This window comes from Nostoc sp. EspVER01 (genome assembly GCF_034530635.1).
Lineage (GTDB): Bacteria > Cyanobacteriota > Cyanobacteriia > Cyanobacteriales > Nostocaceae > Nostoc.
Genome location: NZ_JAVRCS010000036.1, coordinates 37,656 through 60,273, shown reverse-complemented (window position 1 = coordinate 60,273; position 22,618 = coordinate 37,656). Strand labels below are relative to the sequence as shown.

At 42.0% G+C, this 22,618-nt stretch carries 16 protein-coding genes and 1 pseudogene; 6 read left to right on the top strand and 11 right to left on the bottom strand.

Features of this window, described 5'->3' with window-relative positions; genetic code table 11:
* Nucleotides 1-41: 41 nt before the first annotated feature.
* Both RMX69_RS23955 and RMX69_RS23950 read right to left on the bottom strand, forming a co-directional pair.
* On the bottom strand, nucleotides 42-545 hold the full coding sequence (locus RMX69_RS23955) for a quercetin 2,3-dioxygenase (protein WP_322638921.1): 504 nt from the start codon (nucleotides 543-545) through the stop codon (nucleotides 42-44).
* Nucleotides 546-587: 42 nt separating this feature from the next.
* On the bottom strand, nucleotides 588-1,103 hold the full coding sequence (locus tag RMX69_RS23950) for a DM13 domain-containing protein (RefSeq protein WP_322638920.1): 516 nt from the start codon (nucleotides 1,101-1,103) through the stop codon (nucleotides 588-590).
* A 539-nt stretch (nucleotides 1,104-1,642) separates the two neighbouring features.
* On the opposite strand from RMX69_RS23950, the pseudogene RMX69_RS23945 reads away from it, so the two are divergent.
* Together RMX69_RS23945 and RMX69_RS23940 are read left to right on the top strand one after the other, a co-directional pair.
* Nucleotides 1,643-2,191, top strand: a pseudogene (locus RMX69_RS23945) (GAF domain-containing protein); the annotation flags it as partial.
* Between the two features lie 150 nt (nucleotides 2,192-2,341).
* Complete coding sequence (locus RMX69_RS23940; protein WP_289796101.1) at nucleotides 2,342-2,782, top strand: thermonuclease family protein; 441 nt, start codon at nucleotides 2,342-2,344, stop codon at nucleotides 2,780-2,782.
* A 153-nt stretch (nucleotides 2,783-2,935) separates the two neighbouring features.
* Here RMX69_RS23940 and RMX69_RS23935 read toward each other — a convergent pair whose 3' ends face one another.
* Nucleotides 2,936-3,976 (bottom strand): low specificity L-threonine aldolase, encoded by a 1,041-nt coding sequence (locus RMX69_RS23935; RefSeq protein ID WP_289796102.1) that lies wholly within the window; start codon nucleotides 3,974-3,976, stop codon nucleotides 2,936-2,938.
* 634 nt (nucleotides 3,977-4,610) lie between these two features.
* Here RMX69_RS23935 and RMX69_RS23930 point away from each other — a divergent pair.
* Nucleotides 4,611-5,393 carry an ABC transporter ATP-binding protein gene (locus RMX69_RS23930; protein WP_322638919.1) on the top strand — a complete coding sequence of 261 codons (783 nt, stop codon included), beginning with the start codon at nucleotides 4,611-4,613 and terminating at the stop codon, nucleotides 5,391-5,393.
* A gap of 94 nt (nucleotides 5,394-5,487) precedes the next feature.
* Nucleotides 5,488-6,999 (top strand): MlaD family protein, encoded by a 1,512-nt coding sequence (locus RMX69_RS23925; protein WP_322638918.1) that lies wholly within the window; start codon nucleotides 5,488-5,490, stop codon nucleotides 6,997-6,999.
* 190 nt (nucleotides 7,000-7,189) lie between these two features.
* Here RMX69_RS23925 and RMX69_RS23920 read toward each other — a convergent pair whose 3' ends face one another.
* Complete coding sequence (locus RMX69_RS23920) at nucleotides 7,190-8,152, bottom strand: general stress protein (RefSeq protein WP_322638917.1); 963 nt, start codon at nucleotides 8,150-8,152, stop codon at nucleotides 7,190-7,192.
* An 850-nt stretch (nucleotides 8,153-9,002) separates the two neighbouring features.
* The gene (locus RMX69_RS23915) at nucleotides 9,003-9,299 is read right to left on the bottom strand and encodes a DUF3288 family protein (RefSeq protein ID WP_322638916.1); all 297 of its coding nucleotides are present in this window, start codon (nucleotides 9,297-9,299) and stop codon (nucleotides 9,003-9,005) included.
* Between the two features lie 333 nt (nucleotides 9,300-9,632).
* Between RMX69_RS23915 and RMX69_RS23910 the strand changes: the two genes are divergently transcribed.
* Nucleotides 9,633-12,086: an ATP-dependent Clp protease ATP-binding subunit gene (locus RMX69_RS23910; RefSeq protein ID WP_322638915.1), complete on the top strand. Its 2,454-nt coding sequence runs from the start codon at nucleotides 9,633-9,635 to the stop codon at nucleotides 12,084-12,086.
* A gap of 388 nt (nucleotides 12,087-12,474) precedes the next feature.
* Here the strand turns inward: RMX69_RS23910 and RMX69_RS23905 are convergent, their stop codons facing one another.
* Complete coding sequence (locus RMX69_RS23905) at nucleotides 12,475-13,974, bottom strand: DUF3131 domain-containing protein (protein ID WP_289796107.1); 1,500 nt, start codon at nucleotides 13,972-13,974, stop codon at nucleotides 12,475-12,477.
* 175 nt (nucleotides 13,975-14,149) lie between these two features.
* On the opposite strand from RMX69_RS23905, the gene RMX69_RS23900 reads away from it, so the two are divergent.
* A complete protein-coding gene (locus tag RMX69_RS23900; protein WP_289796108.1) occupies nucleotides 14,150-14,725 on the top strand; it encodes a TIGR04376 family protein in 576 nt (191 codons plus the stop codon).
* 523 nt (nucleotides 14,726-15,248) lie between these two features.
* Here RMX69_RS23900 and RMX69_RS23895 read toward each other — a convergent pair.
* The 5 genes from RMX69_RS23895 to RMX69_RS23875 form a co-directional block, all read right to left on the bottom strand.
* Nucleotides 15,249-16,862 (bottom strand): iron uptake porin, encoded by a 1,614-nt coding sequence (locus RMX69_RS23895; RefSeq protein ID WP_322638914.1) that lies wholly within the window; start codon nucleotides 16,860-16,862, stop codon nucleotides 15,249-15,251.
* Nucleotides 16,863-16,912: 50 nt separating this feature from the next.
* On the bottom strand, nucleotides 16,913-17,959 hold the full coding sequence (locus tag RMX69_RS23890) for a Gfo/Idh/MocA family oxidoreductase (protein WP_322638913.1): 1,047 nt from the start codon (nucleotides 17,957-17,959) through the stop codon (nucleotides 16,913-16,915).
* 134 nt (nucleotides 17,960-18,093) lie between these two features.
* Nucleotides 18,094-19,494 carry a sugar porter family MFS transporter gene (locus RMX69_RS23885; protein ID WP_289796111.1) on the bottom strand — a complete coding sequence of 467 codons (1,401 nt, stop codon included), beginning with the start codon at nucleotides 19,492-19,494 and terminating at the stop codon, nucleotides 18,094-18,096.
* Between the two features lie 182 nt (nucleotides 19,495-19,676).
* Nucleotides 19,677-20,675, bottom strand: coding sequence for an ABC transporter permease subunit (locus RMX69_RS23880; protein ID WP_322638912.1), 999 nt, complete (start codon nucleotides 20,673-20,675; stop codon nucleotides 19,677-19,679).
* Complete coding sequence (locus RMX69_RS23875) at nucleotides 20,672-22,228, bottom strand: sugar ABC transporter ATP-binding protein (protein ID WP_322638911.1); 1,557 nt, start codon at nucleotides 22,226-22,228, stop codon at nucleotides 20,672-20,674. The genes RMX69_RS23880 and RMX69_RS23875 overlap by 4 nt, the downstream gene beginning before the upstream one ends.
* Between the last annotated feature and the right edge of the window lie 390 nt (nucleotides 22,229-22,618).

Here is a 22,618-nt window from a genome sequence, read left to right as displayed (position 1 = left end):
AACGGTCACACTCTTCTCCTGTCTTTGCTTCAGCTGCTTTGTCACCCCGTCAGCTGCGAAGGTTCAGCAGAAGGGGGAATAATTTCAAGACCATATTTTGAAGCAGCAGCCAAAGCTTTTTCGATATCTGCGGGATTAACGCGAGGTAATTGCGTCCTTTCCGAGACTGGCACACCTACTTCCATAAAAAACTTCTCTAACCCTGCTGGTGTGAACCAGCAAAGTAATTTTGCTGGCTTTGTACTGATATTTGTAAACCTGTGGAGTTGACCTTTAGGAGAGTGAAGGAAGGTTCCAGGAATTGCTAAGATAATCTGGTTATCAAGCTGAAATTCTAATTCTCCCTCTTGAATATAAAAAGCTTCATCTTCGTGACTATGAATGTGAGGAGGTGTACCGTTTTGTGGTTGAACAGCGATCTCAATTAGAGCATAAGCTTGACCAGTTTCTTCACCTACCGCTTTAAAGGTATACAAATCTCCAAGCACCCAATATGAAGAACCTTGTCCTGGTTGCTGTAATATTCCTTGTAAATTGACTGTCATAGCGATTTCCTTGTGGGATGTTTTTTAGGAATTAGTTAATTATTAACTACTCAACTTAGCAGCACCAAAAGTAGCGTTGAACTTGCGACACCAGATAGCAGCAGATTTGTAATCTGCTAAATTTATATTGTTAGGAATAGAATATGTTTGAGCGCCACTATATTTTTTTAAGGGAGCAAGAATGATATAGTCCCCATTTTTTAAAGAATAATTTGGCGGCTTCGTTGAACCAATTACATTATCTGAACGGTGCAAAATTACGACTAAATCCGGGCCTGATTCCGAGGTTTGAAACGATTCTCCAAGCTCTAGAAATGATTTACTGTCTTTGTTAAGAATACTGACTGTTCCTTGAGTTGTATGTTCTCCAGAAACAAAAGTGCCTGACTTCTGAGATTGTACCGAAGGGGTTAAAGACTTTGCCGGAGTTGAAGATTTGGGAATAGATGTATTCACTGCGATCGCAACTTCTTTAGACTCATTATTTGATACTTCTCGGACACAACTAATCATGACAATAGAAGACAAAATTAGTATTAATAAATTTCTGATTTTCATAAACAACAATATAGGTTTTGAATTGAGATTTGAACTAATTATTGCTTATATAATTAGTCATAAAATTATGGATATCTAAGGATTAATCTCTAAAAAGCTGAGATTTTGTTTAAAAAGTTCTTATAGATTTCTCAGCAAAATCTAAACTTTTCGCAAGTGTTTAGGTATAAATAAATACAAGTAAATTATCAAAAACGTAACAGACTGAAGTCAACCAAGCATAATTTTCTAAAATTATTTAACTTTGCTTACAATGATACCGCTTATTTTTACTTATTTAATTCCTGTATAATTTTAAATTTAGTTAAGTAAAATTTCATAATTTTGTTGTATACAAATAGCAGATGTCTTTAGTAGAATCTTTCTATCAACTTAGAGTGTTCCAAAAAATAAATGAGCCAAAACCCATCATTGCGTTCGCTCGCAATGACAATTGGGTATTTTTTTACTTGGAGTACTCTTACACTTAACGATTAAAATCGCCGCTACCCAAATCAAACTTGCGGAAACAGGCTTCAAAACCCATGCAATAGGCATCCATGAGCAAAACCAGTGATGACGAAATGTTGTTGCACAAGCAAACTTGGCATCGTGAGCGGCAAATAATAGCACGTTTATCTTCTTTGAACTATCGAACTGGCGAACTGGGTAGCTATTTGCACAACATTGCTTGCGGAGTCAGCGAACTCATTGGAGTTGATTGGACAGTTGTTACCTTTTGCCAAGAGGGGTTTGAAACGGTTCTAGCCAGTACCCTTGAAATGGGCGAAGGCGAACATGTTTATTCACTACATGGTTTACTAACTGGTACTGTTATCAAAATGGGTCAATCATTAGCAGTAAAAGATGCTCAAAAACACCCAGAAGATGGACAGGCTCCAGAAGGTTATTGTGCATATTTAGGGATACCATTGCAGACTGCTGAAAGTGAAGTGATTGGTACTATCTGTTCTTTTAATCGTCTACCACGTGATTTTATAAAAGAAGACATCCAAATTGTGGAATTGTTTGCTGAAAGAGCTGCAACAGCTATTGATAATTATCATTTCTATCAACAACAGTGCAAATTTAATCATATTCTAGAAGCTTAAATGAAATTTTGATTCATATAAACGCCATATTTTGCCACTGATAATATTTTTTACTTTTGTTTTTATTTACAACTTGTGAGCTAAATCACACTAGTAACCTAAGCACCGAAATAAAATTCTATGTGTGCATAAAATATTACATATAAAATGATGGAATTACTTCAACTAATGTTGGTGTTAGGTACAGTCGTTGGTGTTACAGATGGGAACACAATTTTGGTTAAAGATAATGCAGGACAAACAACTATAGTCAAGTTAGCGTGTATTAATGCACCAGAGGCAACTGACAAGCGCTATGGTTTAGCAGCAACACAAAGGCTAAAACAGCTATTACCACCTCAAACTCCTGTCGTGATTAGAAGCACAGAACAAATTAAAAGTGGTCGTCCAGCGGGTGAAGTATTTGTAGATAATCGGTCAGTAAATTTACTTTTAGTAGAGTCAGGTAATGCCGTCGTTGACCAAGAATCTTTACAAAATTGCTATGAGAGCAAAACCCAATTTTTAATTGCAGAAGCTAATGCTAAAAATAAGCATTTGGGTTTGTGGCAACAATCAAAATTACAATTGAAGTTACATACCAAGTAAGCGCTGACACGATCAGTTATAATAAGCAGAAGCAATTTTAAAACAATACAGTTGAGAATGAGCAACAAAACCTCATGTATAGACGCGATTTATCGCATCTTGAAAGACCAATTATCCTTAACTGAATCGTATTAAATTTTAGGATTGCTGCACTTATTTGATTGTTGCATTTTTAATATCACCAATCAACTCATCAATCCTTGATTGAGTAGTATTCCAAGAACACATAAAACGTACTCCTCCCACACCAATAAATGTATAAAACTGCCAGTTTTTGGCTTTTAAGCTGTGAATGACTTCTTCAGGTAATTTCACAAATACGGCGTTGGCTTCTCTAGGAAACATCAAGTCAACACCTTCTATGTTTAATAATTGATTTTCTAAGTATTCAGCACATTGATTGGCATGTCTGGCATTTTTTAACCAAGCACCAGTTTCTAACAAACCCAACCAAGGAGCCGAAATAAATCGCATTTTTGAAGCTAGCTGGCCTGCTTGCTTGCATCGATAATCAAAATCTTCTGCTAGCGCTTTATTGAAGAAAAGAATGGCTTCACCTAATGCCATTCCATTCTTAGTACCACAAAAACACAATACATCCACTCCACTTTTCCAAGTAATTTCAGCAGGGCTTTTATTCATAGCGGCAACTGCATTTGCAAAACGAGCGCCATCCATGTGAATCTTTAAGTTATATTTGTTTGCAACTTCTTTAATACTTAAAAGTTCTTCAATAGAATATAAAGTTCCTAATTCAGTTGATTGTGTAATGCTAATAACTTTAGGTTTGGGATAATGAATGTCAGTACGTTTAGTAACAATCGACTCTATAGACTCTGATGTTAATTTGCCATTTTTACCGTGAGCAAGTAGCAGTTTAGAGCCATTAGATGCAAATTCAGGTGCGCCACATTCGTCTGTTTCTATGTGAGATGTCTCATGACAAATGACGCTGTGATATGACTGGCAAAGAGCAGCTAAAGATAAAGAATTTGCAGCTGTGCCGTTAAAGGTAAAAAATACTTCACAATCAATTTCAAAGAGTTCCCGAAAATAATCTGCCGCTTTTTGAGTCCATTCATCATTTCCATAAGCTGGAACACTACCTTGATTTGCCCTAATCATATATTCCAGTGCTTCAGGACAAATACCAGAGGAATTATCACTTGCAAACTGCTCTAATTGGCTACTCATAATTTCTACTTTGATTTTTAACAGTATTTTTTACAATACTAGTAAATAATTTTTGACTTTGCCAATTCTCAGATTGGCGGATAATGCTATTAACCTCTACAATTATCTAATAATTGTGATTAGCCATACTTCATCATTTATGAAAAACAGGTTTTTGGCTTACATAAAAATTTGGAAGTCTGGATTTTTTGATTTTTACAACTTAAACCTGATTTTTATATCTTGTATCAACCTACTTAATTAGCTTTTTTTGCTGTAAGTTTTCTCTGAATTAGTTATAACCTTAAGTAGTATAGTAATACTATTAAATGACTTTGCTTATGTCTACAGAAAACTGGAATCTTATTTTCACGTTACTGAGATGTTTAATTACTACGGTGTTTTCGTCAACCTTGCGTTGAGCGTATTTGGAGACGTTAAACATCGCAAATAACTAAATATTATGCTAAAAAAATAAAGTTTGTTAATCAGAATGCTAATTATGTACTTATAATATACTATACAATAATAATTTCCTACCAAGTAAGTATGAAATCATTATTGGGCATATTTGTCCATTGTTAGTTCTCAGTGGTCATTTGTTTATTTTCTACTGACTAATGACCAATGACCAGTGACCAATGACTAATAACTAATGACTGAACCATTGATTGAACTGAAAGGTGTTTCTAAGTCCTTTGGTAGCAATAAAGTTCTAGATAATGTAGACTTGACCATTTACCGGGGAGAAGCACTGGGAATTATTGGGCCATCAGGGACTGGGAAATCAACTATCTTACGAGTAATAGCGGGGTTACTTAGTCCTGATGAAGGAGAAATTTATGTGCAAGGAGAGCGGCGAGACGGTTTGATTGAGGATGGTGGCCAGCAGGTTGGCATTGGTATGGTGTTTCAGCAGGCGGCCCTATTTGATTCGCTGACAGTGGAGGAAAATGTGGGATTTTTACTTTATCAAAATTCAAAGCTGCCGCGATCGCGCATCCGAGATTTGGTAGAAGAAAAATTGGAGATGGTAGGTTTGCCAGCAATAGGCCACCTCTACCCAGCCGAACTTTCCGGGGGAATGCGCAAACGGGTAAGTTTTGCCCGGGCGATTATGTCTAACCCTGATAATCCCAGTGAAGGGCCAGAAGTTTTACTATACGACGAACCAACAGCCGGACTCGATCCCATTGCCTCAACAGTCATCGAAGATTTAATCCGCCACTTGCAATGTTTACATGGAGTTTGTAGTACTTATGCTGTTGTTACTCACCAGGACAGCACTATCCGCCGTACATCTGATAGACTTATATTTCTCTATGAAGGTAAAGTGCAGTGGCAAGGTACAGTTAGTGAAATATACAACACAGAACATCCCTTGATCAGACAATTTATCAGTGGAAGTGTTAAAGGCCCGATTAAAGTCGCCGGTTAAAAACTTAAAAGTGAGGAGTGAGGAGTTAAATTTAACTACTAACTCCTAATTTTTAACACCTAATTGATTATTGGTTGTTGGTGGAGGCAAAAAAATGCGAGGTCTTATGACAAGCCGCTTCGCGTCTGGGCGAACATTTAGAGAAGGTTCTGTGGGGTTATTACTCCTGCTAGGACTAGGGGTATTTGGATTACTCTTTCTGTGGTTAAATAGATTCACCGCTGCTGGCCGTTCATACAAAATTATTGTAGAATTTGCTAACGCTGGCGGAATGCAAAAGGGAGCAGCAGTTCGCTATCGTGGTGTTAAAGTAGGAACTATTTCCCATGTTCGACCAGGTGCGAATGCCATTGATGTAGAGATTGAAATTGCCCAAACTGACCTCATTATTCCCCGTAATGTTGTAGTGGAAGCTAATCAAAGCGGATTAATTAGCGAAAGTATTATCGATATCACGCCAAGAACAACCTTGCCTGCTGGGGTTGTTGCTAAACCCCTAGATAAAAGTTGTGATACCAGCCTCATAGTCTGTAATGGCTCTCGCTTAAAAGGTCAGGTTGGCATCAGTGTTGATGCCCTAATTCGTAGTTCAACTGAGCTAGCTGGCGCATACAACGATCCAAAATTTTATAGAAATGTCAATAGGGTTCTAGAAACTACCACAGGCGCAGCATCCAGTTTTAGTGAGCTAAGTCAGGATTTACAAGGTTTGACCAAAAGCTTACAACTACAACTTAATACCTTTTCCGCTACGGCTAATTCAGTACAACGGGCGACAAACCAACTTAATACATCCGCAAATCAAACAGTAAATAAATTCGGTGCAACTGCAACTCAAGCAAATCGGTTGCTAAACAACCTGGATAATTTGTTGACAACAAATCGTTCGACGCTGGTTGGTGCGTTGAACAATATCACCGAAACCAGCAACCAATTGCGTGTTACAGTCAGTAGCTTATCACCATCTGTCAATCGATTGACTCAAGGAGAATTACTCAACAATTTAGAAACGCTTTCAGCAAATGCAGCCCAAGCCTCAGCTAATTTACGTGATGCTTCTAAAACCTTAAACGATCCAAAAAATGCGGTGTTGCTGCAACAAACTTTAGATTCAGCACGAGTAACCTTTGAAAATACCCAAAAAATTACATCTGATTTAGATGAATTGACAGGCGATCCTAATTTCCGTAAAAATCTGCGGCAATTGGTGAATGGTTTAAGTGGTTTAGTATCTTCTACACAACAGATGCAGCAACAAGTGCAGGTTGCTACTACTCTAGATTCGGTAAAAGCTGCTGTGAGCAAACCAAAGAATCTAATTCCTATCCCAGCACCAACCCAACAGGCGATGTTTAATGACAAGTCGCTACCAGTCTACGAAATGAATCCCTCAGCGGCTAATTTTGCAAGTACCGATACCGACTTTCAACCAAGTCCTAGTCCGTCTATCCCGAACTCATCCCAAGAAAACCTTTTGAAGCAGCTGCGGGAATATGGCAAGCAACGGGAGCAACTGGAGACGGAGAAAGAGGCAATACAGCTTGACCCTTCAACTTCACTCACTGCTGACCCTGAGCGTAGCAGAAATGCTGAGAATTTTAAGTAAAATATTTTACTGTCAATAGTAGAGTTTTCAGGCTGCAAAACCCATTGCTTATTGATACAGCAGATTTCAAAGAAAGTGAGGTACACAAGCTAATTCTGTTACCCAGATATAAAGTGTGTTTTAATCCTAAATCCTGCTGTATCTTCCAAAACTCAAATAAGTTTGCTCCCATTGATGACAGCAACCGCTTTTAAGAACGAATTAACATTGGGTCATAAATTTGAGACTCTTGAACCCCATAATTACACAGAATAGACCTAGCTATATCTTGCTCATGATCTGTGCCGCTAACGATAAGTATGTAATTGCCTTGCTCTATTTGCTCATTATAAAATCGTGCCCACTCATCTGCTATTCCTAACCTCATAGCGTCAAAGCGTTCACTTAAATTAATGCCTGTTGACCCAACCAATTGAGAAAAGTCTTTGCAAATTAAGGAAATTTGGTTTACTGAAAAACCTGCGATACACATATTTTTAATTGCCGCTTCAGCATTATCTATGCTATTAAAGCAACTAACACTATACTTAGACATCATCCCACTTTTATTAGGAATGGCAGTAGCAGAAGTTGTTGGGGTCAGAGAATTTGTAGTTTCAGATTCACTGTTGAGATGCTCGTAAATGCCAAACTCTTCAATACCCCAACGCTGTAGTATTTCTTGTACTTTAGCAATTTCAAAAGATGTACAATCTACGATTATTAAATAGTGTCCATCCTCTACTCGCTCGTTATATGCTCTAGCTTGCTCTGACGACATTCCCCAACCAACTAATGCACCAGCAAAAGTCCCAGTGGCAGCACCAATACTTGCCCCAACAAGGGTTGTAACCAAAGCAGTTGCCGCTGCCCCAGCCAGCATTATGGGGCCAACTCCAGGGATTGCTAAAGTCCCAAGACCCACTAATAAACCAGTTAATCCACCAACAGCTCCCCCTGAAAGTCCTCCTACTGTTGCACCTTCGTCAGCTTTATCACCAGTGCCCTCTGTCACTTCATTACTGGCAATCTCATGATTGCGATCTGAATTTTGCACAAGTATAGATACTTTCTCCATCGCCAAGCCAGAATCTCTCAACTCATGTATTGCCCGCTCTGCATCTATCCGATGAGTAAATACGCCTACAGCACGTTGATATTGACTTAAAACCATAATTACTCCTTGCTCGCAGGGGAAAGATTAATCACTGACAAAGTTGATTCTTCAGTACTTGTTATATTAAATACGAGTTGGTTCAACTCAAAACTATCCTTAGTAATAAAATACATTCTCTCGCTCATGAGGTAAGCAATAATACCCTCAACGGTGCAAGTCCAAAAGTGAATACACCAAGATGGAAAGATCCCTAACTGATTTAGTGAGTGACACGGGACAGCACCAACTACATATGTATATCCAACGCAGACATAACGACATTTTCCTGTGTTGATATCCCAAATTCTCGGAGCTTAGTCATGGAATGCAAATTATGTCTTTAAAATTTCGCTTCTGTACTTACTGTGATTTTCCCTCTAAGGAGTCCCAATATTTCTCGGTTAGGCATTTTTAATTGGGAATCGGGTTTTGGGAAAAGGAAAAAGAGCAAGGGTTAAAGGTTTTTTCTTTCCCCTTTTCCCCAAAACCCGAAAAGTATGTAAGGAGTCCGGGAATTTTGTGTGATTTAATGGACAACCTGTTTAACAAAACCTTCCTAATTCAGGAGTAAAACACGCTTTATACTTCTGAGAAGACTTGTCTAAACTCATCTAATTCTGAAAACGAGCTAGCGATCGCAAGGTTTATTTTAATATTTAAAAAATATTAGACTATTTATCACTAAATAAGTAGGTAAAGGTACTGATTTAGGATTAGCCACTTACCGGTAGATTATAGAAGAAAAACATGGTGTCCAATTCACAGTGACATTTGAATTAAGCAAAGACACAGAATTAGCCATGCCTACGGCGAGCTTTGCCAACGCGATTCCAGCGCGAAGTCAGGAGTTAGGAATGGAAAAGAATAACTAATTCCAATCCTGTTCATCTTTCTTGCCACGGCTTTTGTAAATTCCACCCAAATCGTGAATTTGACGAGTTTTCTCAAAAAGCTCGTCTTCGGTCAAACCCCACTGTTGCAAGACTTTATCTAGGTCTTTTTGGATGTCTCTCGCCCCTGGAAACCCTTGATAGCGCATTCGCAGTCTAGCCAATTCTGCTAAGTTATAGTCTGTCGCCTCTTGAGCGAGTAAAATATCAATAAGGGGGCGATCGCGGTTATAAAGTGGATGTTGTTGATCTTTACCGGCCGTTGCTTCAGTCATTGTCAGTCCTGAGTTAGGAGTTATAAGTTAAGAATGATGAGTCTTGGTTTTTAAGTTTAGCCGAGAGCAGAGGAGCAAAAAGGCAAAAGAAAATAATCTTCTGCACGCAAGAGGTAATTGTAAAATTGATAACTCCTTACTTAATCATCACTCCTAACTCATTACTCCTAACTCACATTAGACGGCAAGTACACCTGATGTCTTACGGCTCTCACCACTGCCACTTAACTTTAAATAAAGTTACATTAGTCCTTAAGAAAATACAAAAAACTTTAGATGAGGGTGAATTTTATCTCACCCAAAGTCCAAGCAGCGAGGGAGCAATAACCCATTATGTTTGAACACTTCACTTCCGAAGCCATTAGAGTAATTATGTTAGCTCAGGAGGAAGCACGTCGCCTGGGACATAACTTCGTAGGAACTGAGCAAATTCTCCTGGGTTTGATGGGAGAAGGAACTGGGGTTGCTGCTAAAGTGCTAGCTGAATTAGGCGTTACCCTCAAAGATGCACGTCGCGAGGTAGAAAAAATTATTGGTAGGGGTTCTGGCTTTGTACCACCAGAAATTCCTTTTACTCCTAAAGTAAAAAGCCTCTTCGAGCAATCGTTTAAAGAAGCTCATAGTTTGGGACAGAATTACATTAACACTGAACACTTACTCTTAGGATTAACCGAGGCTGGTGAAGGTGTCGCCGCCAAAGTACTGCAAAATCTAGGGGTTGACTTCAAGAGTGTCCGCAGTGCCATAGTTCGCCGTTTGGGTGAAAATGCACCAGCTTTTGCTGGTAGTGGTAATCAAAAGCGCACCCAACCGCTAACAATGGAAGAATTTGGCAGAAATTTGACCAAATTAGCCCAAGAAGGCAGACTCGACCCCGTAGTTGGTCGCCAGAAGGAAATTGAGCGGGCGATCCAAATTCTCGGTCGCCGTACTAAGAATAACCCAGTATTGATTGGGGAACCAGGAGTTGGTAAAACTGCGATCGCCGAAGGTCTAGCTCAACGTATTATCAATCAGGATGTTCCTGAAAGCTTACAAGACAAGCAAGTTATCAGCCTCGATATGGGGTCATTGGTAGCTGGAACTCGCTTCCGTGGCGATTTTGAAGAACGCATCAAAAAAGTTGTGGAAGAAGTCCGCACTGTCGGCAATATCATCCTGGTGATTGACGAAATTCACACCTTGGTTGGCGCTGGTGGTACAGAAGGTGGCTTGGATGCAGCCAACATCCTTAAACCTGCCTTAGCACGGGGTGAACTCCAGTGCATCGGCGCAACTACTCTCGATGAGTATCGTAAGCATATCGAGCGTGATGCCGCCCTAGAACGTCGTTTCCAACCGATTAAGGTTGGGGAACCATCGGTAGAGGAAACCGTACAAATTCTCTACGGCTTGCGCGGTGCTTACGAACAGCACCACAAAGTCACAATTTTAGATGCGGCACTTGTGGCAGCCGCAGAATTATCAGACCGCTATATTAGCGATCGCTTCTTGCCAGATAAGGCAATAGACTTGATTGATGAAGCTGGTTCTCGCGTTCGTCTGCGGAACTCCCAAAGTTCTCCCAATAAAGAACTTAAGCGTGAACTCGCTGGCGTTACCAAAGAAAAAGAAGCAGCAGTCAGAGTCCAAGATTTTGACAAAGCTACAGAACTGCGCGGCCAAGAGTTAAAACTCGCAGAACAACTGCAAGCAACTTTTACACCAAACGATCAACCTGTCAACTCGACTGTAGTTGATGAAGAAGACATCGCTCAAATTGTTGCCTCTTGGACTGGTGTACCAGTTAATAAGCTCACTGAATCTGAGTCAGAGTTGCTTTTACACCTAGAAGATACTCTGCATCAGCGCCTCATCGGACAAGAGCAAGCAGTCACTGCTGTTTCTCGCGGTATCCGTCGCGCCCGCGTTGGCTTGAAAAATCCCAATCGTCCCATTGCTAGCTTTATCTTCTCTGGCCCCACTGGAGTTGGTAAAACAGAATTGGCGAAGGCACTAGCGGGCTACTTCTTCGGTTCGGAAGACTCGATGATTCGGCTAGATATGTCCGAATACATGGAAAGCCACACCGTCGCCAAGCTAATTGGTTCGCCTCCTGGTTATGTAGGATACGACGAAGGCGGACAACTTACAGAAGCCGTGCGACGGAAACCCTACTCAGTGCTGCTATTCGACGAAATCGAAAAAGCACACCCCGATGTATTCAATATGTTGCTGCAACTCTTGGATGACGGTCATCTTACCGATGCCAAAGGTCGGAAAGTGGACTTCAAGAATACGCTGATCATTTTGACTTCTAACATCGGTTCCAAGGTGATTGAAAAAGGTGGTAGTGGTTTAGGCTTTGACTTCGACACTCAAGCCGACGCTAGTTATAACCGCATCCGCACCTTGGTAAATGAAGAATTGAAAGCTTACTTCCGTCCAGAGTTCCTTAACCGTCTTGATGAAATTATCGTCTTCACCCAGCTTTCTAGGGATGAAGTGAAGCAAATCGCCGAAATTATGCTTCGTGAAGTTGCTGGTCGGTTGACGGAAAAGGGAATTATCTTAGAAGTTAGCGATCGCTTCAAAGAGCTTGTGGTACAAGAAGGTTATAACCCCAGCTACGGCGCTAGGCCATTACGTCGGGCAATTATGCGCCTCCTAGAAGATTCTCTCGCCGAAGCAATGCTGTCTGGTGAAATTACAGATGGAGACACAGCCCTTATCGATGTTGATGATGACTCTCAAGTGAGAGTACAAAAATCAGAAAAACGAGAATTGCTCTTGGCAAATGTTGGCTAATTTTATACCCGATCGCTTTTTACTGTAATATTTGAGAAACACTCCAGCCTCTTGCGTAGAGCAGAGGCACAAACAGGGTCATCTCAGACAAACATCAAGTGAAATGGTATTATTTCTCACCCCTAGTAGAAATGCTAGGGGTTTTTTTATGCGATTTATAAGAAGAATTCAGAACTCAGTATTGAATTCTGTACGAGTAGGTGATAGCGAGTCTGCGAGCGTCTGAAGATTGATTAAAACCGGACTTCTCTACGAGACGCTACCGCGAACGTCCCGCTGCGCTAACGCCCGAAGTTAAGCGAAACTAAAATAAATATTTTTCGTAATCAAAACTCTATCCCGCAAGTGGCGTAGAGTATTCTGAATTCTGAATTCTGAATTCTGACTCCTACTTTATAGTCTTCGCGGTTGACTTATGACTCCTGACTCCTGCCCAAACAGTGAGTGGCTGCCCAACTTGCTTATACAGTAAGCTTTCCAGAATTACACCATTATTGTTAGCGGTGAGAGTTTTATTCGGCTGACGCAGAGACTCATAAAAGCCGTTGTACCAGCCTTCTTGAGACTTAAGATTGCCTTGAACGAAATCAAATAACTGACGGGTATAAGCAGTGTTATAAAGCACATGCCAGCCGATCGCAGCCTTGGCACTGAGGAATCGCAAATTGTTGTGCTGTTCTCTAGTATCGGCGATGGTTGCCCAAGGTTGCCCGTTGACAAATAGGCTGCTGTAAACAAAGTATGGCGGGCGATCTAAGTTGTCTTCGGTGACGGCGGTTAATTGTTTTGTCGCTTCATAACGCGCTGCTTGAGCAGCTAAAATCCGATCGGCATAAGCTTTAGGCAAAGCTTGAAACCCAGTTTCGATGCCATCTAAGATATAGGGTTCGCTAAGAACGTAGTTATTGGCTCCAGAGTTTTTATAGTCCCGTTTGTCGTAAGGAATTCCCTGTCCGTAAAGATCGACAAAGGCAGCATTGGACTGATAATCTAAGGCTTTATTAACATCCAAGCCCCAAAGCTTCAAACCATAAGCAGCATAATTCTCATAGCCCAAGCGACCTTCTTGGTTGTATTGTTCTTTGCCTTTGATGACAGCAGTACCGTACATTTGTCCTCTTTTGGTCAGACGCTTGACTTGCCAATGTTTCCAAACTGCTGCTGTTTGCGATCGCATTTCTGGATACTTTGCCTCGACAATCTTCAACCAGATTGCCATTCTTCCTAAATCAATGGCTGACCAACCAATTTCTTCCCGTTTTTCTAGTTGACCATAATTAACGGGTACGAGAGTTTTCGCATTATAAACTTTGTTGGGTAGTTCTCCTTTATACAATGGCATTGACGCCAGTGTATTCAACATTTTGCTCATTTTGGCTTCAAATTCAGCCACAGGCACGATATTGAGTTCTCTAGCACTGACTAAGGCTGCGATCGCTGCTGCCTGATCCCACATACTTACAGCAGCAAAGCCATCAACGGAATTGATTAAGCCAGTTTCATCGTTCCAGTTGCGTTGGAAGTATGACCAAGCTTGACGGGCCGTTGTCATTTCTTCTGGGGTAAGTTTTCCAACTCCAGGAGCAACGTATGGAATTATAGCTACTGTTAATTGATTTTTAGGAATCGGTTGACCTGGCAAAACTACGGATTTAGCATCAAGGCTGGCAACTATTTCAGCTTCTTTTGCACTAGAGACAGGGTTTTGGGGTTTCTCTGGTTGGGAAGCAATTGGGGATGTTGATATTTCAGGTTTTTTTATAGAAGTATTAGAAAGTTGCTTAGACCAACCATTTAAAAGTGCGATCGCGATCGCAGCGGTAACGACTCCTCCTACAGTAGCTAGTATAGACAAGCTCTTAGGTGGCGGTTGAAAGTCAGAACTCATACTGATTAAAGCCTTATTTTGTAAGTCAGTGTTATTTGCGTAGTTTCATCAAATACATTCTTCCCAACTTTGAAATCTAACTAACATCCAGAGTTCACCCGATGGGAACTATTAAAATTTACATTCCGCCCACTACAATAAAATAGTCACGCACCCGATCTCTGGAGTTCTAGCAGTGGGCTTATTTGATGATTTGAGTCGGTTTCTAGAAAACCGTTTAGAAGAATTCTTGCGTAACAATCCACATTTGGAGTTAGAGGCGCTGCTAGAACAGCTGCGTGAGCAAGAAGAAGACACATTAAAGCTAATCGCAGATTTAAAATTACAAGAAAAGCAATCGGAAGAAGAAATTCTCTCCACCGCGCAAGAAATTCAGCGTTGGCATATCCGCATTCAAAAAGCCAAAAACGCCAAGAGAGAGGATTTGGCAGCGGCGGCAGGTGAGCGAGAAGCAGCCCTGTTGCGCGAAGGAAATCAGCGCTGGGGACACATGCAAGGACTGAAAGAACGCATTAACCAATCTCAGGAACTACTGCAAAAAATTCAGCAACGGCGACAGGAGGTACAAGCTAAAGCAGCCGAAGCACAGACAGTCCGTGCTAAAGCGCAAACCCAGCAGCGTTTTGAAACCAGTGGTTGGTCGAATCAAACTAGCAATTTTTCTAGTGGGTTTGATGACTTAGAAGAGAAGTTCCGTAGCTGGGAAACTCAGGATGAGTTAGAGCAAATGAAGCGGAATATGCAGAAGTAGCGCCTATTTGCTAAAATACGCCGAAGTAACAAATGCGATCGCTGAAATAGCAAATGCGTAGGCGCAGCCAGCCGTAGGCATCCCCAGAAATAGCTTACTCACTTGAATTTTCGCGTCAGTTTTACCCCACCCTAACCCTCCCCTTATAAAGGCTACGGTGTACACACATCTCTAAAAATCCTACCCACCCAATATTTCTGTTCAAGTGAAAGTCGCACACTGAGCAAATATCCCGCCCAGAACTAAAGTTCCGGGCTGATAGCGAAAGTCCTCTTTTAGAGGACTGAACTAAATTTCTTCTTTAGTCCTCTTTTAGAGGACTTTCGCTATGAGACTCGGAATTTATTCCGAGGCGGGATAGAACACTGCACCAACACTTGTGTGTACACCGTAGAGGGTTGGGGAGGGGTGATTCAAGGATTTTTGCAAGAGACTTCATGAGCTGCGCTCACAAGAAACAATGAAAATGTCTTTTCCTCCTGCCTCCTGCCTTCTGCCTTATTTTCAAGGCAGGTCTATTCAGTTAAAAATCAAAGGTTGTGCGAAGCACACCCACATACTGCGTATCATTTCTGCTGTCGTTTTCCGGGTTGAGAATCACCCAAAAACCAGGAGTCACTGAGATGTTGTCATTTAGTCGGTAACGATAAAATGCTTCGATATGGTAAGCGTTGTCTCCTTCTTGACGGACATCGCTGTTGGAGACACGCGGCGGTAAACCAAAGAGAATTCCCGGCAGATTGCCTCTACCACCCACATCGGGAAACGACATCCCAATCGCCCCAAACCAGACATTGGCATTGTCACCACTGTTCACAAACAGAGAATCTGTTCCACCCCTGCCATTGGAAACATCACTAAAACCAGAGTTTTTGGCATTTGCCCAAATATATCCACCCCAAGCGTGGACTTGGAAATTCGGGGAGAAGCGATAGTATCCCTGTGCGCCGACAATATCGTTGGAAGTCGCAATGTTGTTGCCAAAAGGAGCGTTTGACAGGACGCTACCCGTCCCAGCGGAGAGATCGATTACTCCAGCAGGGGTATAGCCATGAGAGTAAGCAACACCGATCGCTCCTTGCTTACCATAATAGGCTAAGTGCGCTAAGGCGTTATAGCCACCATCAAACAAGCCGTTGCTCCCCGATGGCACATTGGGACTGTTTGCTAAATAGCCCAAGGTAAGAACCAAATCTTTAGTGATGTTCCAGTTAGCGGCTGCACCACCACCACCTCGCCGGAATAAGGGACTGTATGACCCAAAAAGTGAGGGAACCCCATTGCCGTCATCAGCGATTGTGGGGGGAGTGACGGTGGTTGTAATGTCGGTGTAACCAATGCCTGTAGGCCCAACAACGAAGTTAAGGGATTCACTGACTGGGAAGTAATAACGGATGTGGGGGACAAGAAGTGTATTGTTGCTGTCATAATCGAAGTTCAGGCGTGTCATCCCTGTGCCTGTGGCTGCGGCAATTTGGCTTGCACCATTGGAATTCGCAAAGTTGCCAAATTCTAATCGGACTCGCAATAAATCTTTGCCTGTGAAACTGCTCTCAAAGTTGAGACGACCCCGATTTGAAAAGTAGAGATTGGATTCATCATCGTCACCACCTACTCTATCGCCAAAGGTATCACTAATAGCGGTAATAATTTGAGCATTCAACCTAGTAGTTGTGGAAAACTGCTGCGCCTCCAATGTTGCTGTATGTGCCTCTAAGGTATCTACTCGTCCGCGCAGAGTTGTCAGTTCAGCGGCAAAGTCTTGCTGCAACTTTTGCATCACTGCCAAATCTTGCTTATTAACTAAATCGCTAGTAGCTGTGGCAATTAACTCATTAATCCGATCCAAACAAGCATTTAAACCTGCGGCAAATTCATAACGAGTTAAAGCACGGTTCCCGCGATAGGTAGAATTGGGATAACCTGCAATACAACCGTAGCGTTCCACCAGCGATTGCAATGCACCAAACGCCCAATCGGTTGGTTGGACATCAGAAAACTGGGAAACAGAAGTGACTTGTCCCTGCAAACTTCTATTAGCATCTGCTGCATTCGGATCATCTTCTGGAGGTGCTGCCCAAACTGCTGGAATTGCCAAAAATAGAAGAAAAAAACTATAAAAAAGAGTTTTGATCATTGACTTATTAGTTGAAGATGGTTGAATTTTGAGTTTAGGTTTTAGGTTACTTAAAGCAACGCTATGACTTTCTGCTCATTGCTGCTTTTAATAGCCGCTTCTATAATTCGCATTACATTAATTCCGTCTTCGGCGGTAACAGCAATTGGCTGATTATTAACAATAGATTTATACACGGCATCGTAATAGCCTAAATAGCTCCCCTGTGAACTTTTGACTTTTTCTCGAATTACTTTTGTGTCTTTTTCTGTATGCAGCAAGCCATATTCACTTTCCGGCTCTGTATACCAATCAAGTGTGTTGGGCTTCATCCCCGCCACTAAATACTCTTCTTGTTTATCGGCTCTGCTTTTAAGAAAAGAACCATGAGTACCATGTATGATATAGGCTGGTGCAGGTTCACGCACAAGGAAACTTGCTTTTAATTTGACGCGCAGTTTGTCGTAGTATAGTATCAACTCAAAATAATCATCTACCTGCGATCGCACCCTAGTTATACGGATGTCTGCAAAAATAGCATCAGGCATCCCAAATAGATGCAAAGCTTGGTCTATTAAGTGCGGCCCTAAATTATTTAATGTTCCTGCCCCAGGAATCGGGACTTCTACATGTTGTTTATGACTGAGGGTTGGCTTATATTTTTGAAATTGAAATTCTGCTTCAACAATATCACCTAATAAGCCTTCTTGAACAATTTTTTTTACTGTTTTAAAATCACTATCCCACCTCCGGTTTTGATATACAGATAATTTTTTGCCCTGTTTTTGTGCCAATTCTTTCAAGTTTTGAGCTTCTGCTACCGTTGTGGTGAATGCTTTTTCTACCACTACATGCTTATCTGCAAGCAATGCCTGTTTAGCATAATCGTAATGGGTATAAGTGGGTGTATTTACTACCACTAAGATTACTTGATCATCTGCTAGCAATGCTTCCAAAGAAGGATAGCTTTTGACATCAGGATAATCTTGCTGTATCAGCTTTTTGCTTCTTTCCCAAGAACCGGCTAGTTTAAATCCGGGATGCAAATCAATAAACGGCGCATGAAATACCATGCCGGATAAACCAGAAGAACAAAGAGCCGTATTGATAGTTTCCATCTTTTTAGTGATTGACTGAAGCGATTTCATTAATTTTGCGCGGCTGCTAGATCCCCGACTTCTTCAAGAAGTCGGGGATCTGAACACCACTAACCTCTTAAAACTTTTGGGACAGACCACTAGATGGATGCTAATTACATATCTTCTAACTCAATTCCTTTGGTTTCTTTAATAAAAAAGAGAATGAAAAAGAATGAGGTAGCTGCTGCAATTGTATAAAGTCCATAGGCAGAACCTAGACCGAAATATTGCAGTATGGGAGGAAATGTTGTGGAAATGATGAAATTGGCAACCCATTGCATAGCAGCAGCAACTGAAAGTGCAGCGGCTCGAATTTTGTTATTAAACATTTCTCCTAACAGTACCCAAACCACTGGGCCCCAGGAGAAACCGAAGCAAAAGACATAGAGGTTGGCTGCGATGAGAGCCGTAGTCCCGGCGCTTCCGGTGAGATTGGGGTTCCCAGCAGCATCAAGGGGAGCATTACCAAAAAGATAAGCCATCGTCCCCAAGGTAAAGGTCATGCCTATCGACCCTACTATAAGTAAAGGCTTGCGACCAAATTTATCTACGAAGGCGATCGCAATTAATGTTGTAATAATGTTGACGGCTCCTGTAATCACCGTAATTGATAGGGAATCTTTTTCGGAAAACCCAACGGCCCGCCACAAAACGCTGCTGTAGTAGAAGATTACATTAATCCCAACAAATTGCTGTAATACAGATAAGCCTATTCCTATCCAAACAATGGGAAGGAGTCCGCCACTTCTGCTTAAAAGGTCAGAAAAACTAGGTTCCCGCTCACGAAGCACTGTCTGCCGAATTTCTTCAATTTTTGGCAGCACATCACCTCCCAAAATCTTGGTCAGAACGTTAGCAGCTTCTGGTTCTCGTCCTTGGGCAACCAAGTATCGGGGAGATTCGGGAATCATTAAAGCAGACATTCCGTAAAGCACGGCTGGAGGAATTTCTGTCCAAAACATCCAGCGCCAAGCGCTTATACCAAACAAAAACGGCGATTCGGCTGAACCTGCGGACACAGCAATAAAGTAGTCGCATATCAATGCAATGAAAATTCCAACTACGATCGCTAATTGTTGCAGAGATCCTAATCTTCCTCGCAAATGCGTGGGAGAACATTCTGCAATGTATGCTGGGGCAATAACGCTAGCAGCACCGACTGCAATACCACCCAATACCCGCCAAAAGGTAAAATCCCAAATTCCAAAGGGCAGCCCGGAACCAATGGCACTGATGGTAAATAACACCGAAGATGCAACCATTGCCTTGACTCGACCATACCGGTCTGCAATCTTGCCTGCATAAAAGGCTCCGACCGCAGAACCCAACAATGCCAGGGATACCGCAAGACCAATCTGTACACTGTTGGCGTTAAAGTCTTTGGTAATGGCTCCAACTGCACCGTTAATTACAGCAGTATCAAAACCGAACAGAAAACCGCCGAGGGCAGCAGCACCAGCAATTAAAATCACATAGAATGTGCTGGATTTACGACGAACAGTAGTGGTAGACATAAGTTTATATATTGGGAATTGGGCACAAGAGGCAAGGGAGCAGGGGGGAAAGAGGTAATACCAATTCAAAATTCAAAATTCAAAATTAAGAAAGCCAGACAGAACAAAGGTTTGGGAGTATGTATCTGTCGCATTCTTTTTTCAAATTGGTGTAATTGCTCCCCTGCTCCCCTGCCTCTTTTTCACCGTCTAGAACGTCTGCGTAACCGATCGATCATTACTGCCAAAATAATTACTAGTCCTTTGACGACTAGTTGCCAGAAGTAAGATAGGTTCAACAAGGTTAAACCGTTGTTGAGAATTGCAATAATTAATGCACCGAGAAGAGTGCCGCCAATAGTACCAATACCACCTGTAAAGCTGGTTCCACCTAGAATAACAGCTGCGATCGCATCTAATTCATAACCTTGACCTAATACGCCACTGGCACTATAAAGACGGCTGGCGCTCATGATTCCTCCTAAGCCTGCCAGTAATCCGCTAATACCATAGACGAATAGCAACACCCGATTAACTTTAATCCCTGTTAATCTGGCTGCCCGCTCGTTACCACCCACAGCATATATCTGCACTCCTAAAACAGTTTGCCGCAGGATAAACCAGCTAGCTATCACAGTCAGTAGCGCAATTATCACTAGCCAAGGAATGGGGCCGACGTATGTATTACCCACCCAAGCAAAATTTATGTCCCGATTTATCAGGGTTGTACCCTTGGCAATTAAAAAGGCAACACCCCGCAAGGCTGTAAGTGAACCCAAGGTGACAATAAAAGGTGGCACATCTAAGAAGGTAATAAGCGCACCGTTGAGTAAGCCTAAGAGCAATCCTGCCAGCAAGGCAGCAGGTACAGCCGCCCAACTTAAAGCCGGTAGTAGTGATACCAGCAGGGCAACTACCGCAGAAACAGCCAATATTGATCCAACCGAAAGGTCAATACCGCCGGTGAGAATTACAAAAGTCATTCCTGTCGCCAGCACAATATTGATTGATGCCTGACGCAAGATATTGACGATGTTACCGCCGGTGAGGAAGTTGGGAGAAAGGAATGCAAATAAGATGCAGATAATTACTAAGATTGGCAGAATACCCGCAACTTCTAACAGAGTGCTGATTGATTTCCGGTTGCGAGCTGCGGAATTATTGGCTGATTTATTGATAGGTGGTCTGACTGTTTGACTCATGATGCTAATACCTCCGATGCTCCAGTTGCGTAGTGCATAATCTTTTCTTGGGTGATTTCTTTGCCAAGACTGCCATCCAGTTCACCTACGAGCTGTCCTTCTCGCATCACCAAGACGCGATCGCTCATGCCGACAATCTCTGATAGTTCGCTGGAAACCATTAAAATAGCAACACCTTGTGCTGCTAATTCACTCATAATTCGGTAAATTTCACTTTTAGCACCGATGTCTACGCCGCGTGTCGGCTCATCTAACATCAAAACTCTCGGTTTAATGGCTAACCAACGCGCTAGCAGTAGCTTCTGTTGATTACCACCAGAAAGATCCAATGCTCTAATTTCCAAATTGGCTAGGCGGATATTAAAGTTTTCTACCGCGTCTGTTGATAGCCGATTCACTGAAGGCCAGTTAACAATTCCACCCTTTGCATCCTGCTTGAGTGTGTTGATGGCAATATTCTTGCGGGCGCTCATCTCCAGAAATAAACCTTGGTCTTTGCGGTCTTCTGGAACGTAGCCAATTCCGGCAGCAATGGCATCACTGGGGCTATTAATTTCCAGTTTTTTGCCATTCAGAAATACTTCACCACTGGCTTTGCGGTCAGCACCAAAAATCAGCCGGGATAGTTCTGTGCGTCCTGCGCCAACTAGACCCGCTAAACCCAGAATTTCTCCAGCATGAAGTTCAAAACTAGCCGGCTCAATTTTCTTGCGGGCGTCGCTCATATTCCTGACTGACAGCACCACTGGGCCAGGATGCATTTGCCGTTGATGTTCGTAAAAGTCTTGCATGGAGCGACCGACCATCATCTGCACTAATCGCTGGGGAGAAATTTCGCTGCGTGTCAGACTGCCAATATATTGACCATCACGCAACACACTAATCCGGTCAGCTAAGGCATAGATTTCTTCCATCCGATGGCTGATGTAAATAATGGCAATGCCATCACGCCGTAGTTTGCGAATTACCTCAAATAAATGGTCGCTCTCGCGGTCAGATAGGGCTGCTGTTGGTTCATCCATCACCAAAACGCGGCTTTTATCTTTCAGCGCCCTGGCAATTTCCACTTGTTGCTGTTCGGCGATGGACAAAGTACCAACTATAGTCTGGGCGGTAAAATTGGCTCCAAGGCTTTCCAGCACTTCTTCTGCTTCCAGTCGCATCGCTTGGCGGTCTAAAAGCTGACCACGCCGCAACTCGCTACCCATAAACATATTTTCGGTAACGGTTAAATTCGGTGCAACATTCAGTTCTTGATAAATGAGGTTAATACCCGCCTTGCGTGCTGTCGCCGGATCGGTAATTTTCAGGGGTTGACCATTGATGCGAATTTCTCCTTCGTCGGCAATGTAAGCCCCAGCCAGGATTTTCATCAATGTGCTTTTACCTGCTCCGTTTTCACCCATGAGGGCGTGAACTTCTCCGGGATAAATGGTGAGATTAACATTTTGGAGCGCAGATACACCATGAAATCGTTTTGTAATCCCTTGCATTTCTAACACCGGGGTGGTGGCTGGTGCATCAGAAAATGAAGTTTCAATATTTGTTGTCATGAGCAAAACCTGTAAAAAAATTTAAAATTCGCGAACCTAAATTAGAAATTAATAAATTCATATTTGATTGATCGCAAAATCATGTTTTCAAAGCTGACTAGGAGTTGTCAAGAGATATTTTCATCCTTTGTTGTTAACGTTAGTTCAGAGAGATTCTTGGGAAAGTCTAAGTGCTATAAATAGACACTCAAACTTTCCACTGATGCACATACATAGCGGTTATCAATTGGGTGCAGCAGAGTTTTAACCTCTTTCTAAACCCATCTTTCTATTAAAGAAAAGACAGGCATAAAGATGAGGTTTGGTATTAATTTAAGTGAAAACCGCCAGACATTCTAGGTATGTGCAAAAACTTTACAAATGCACCAAAGGACTTATATCAAAAGACAT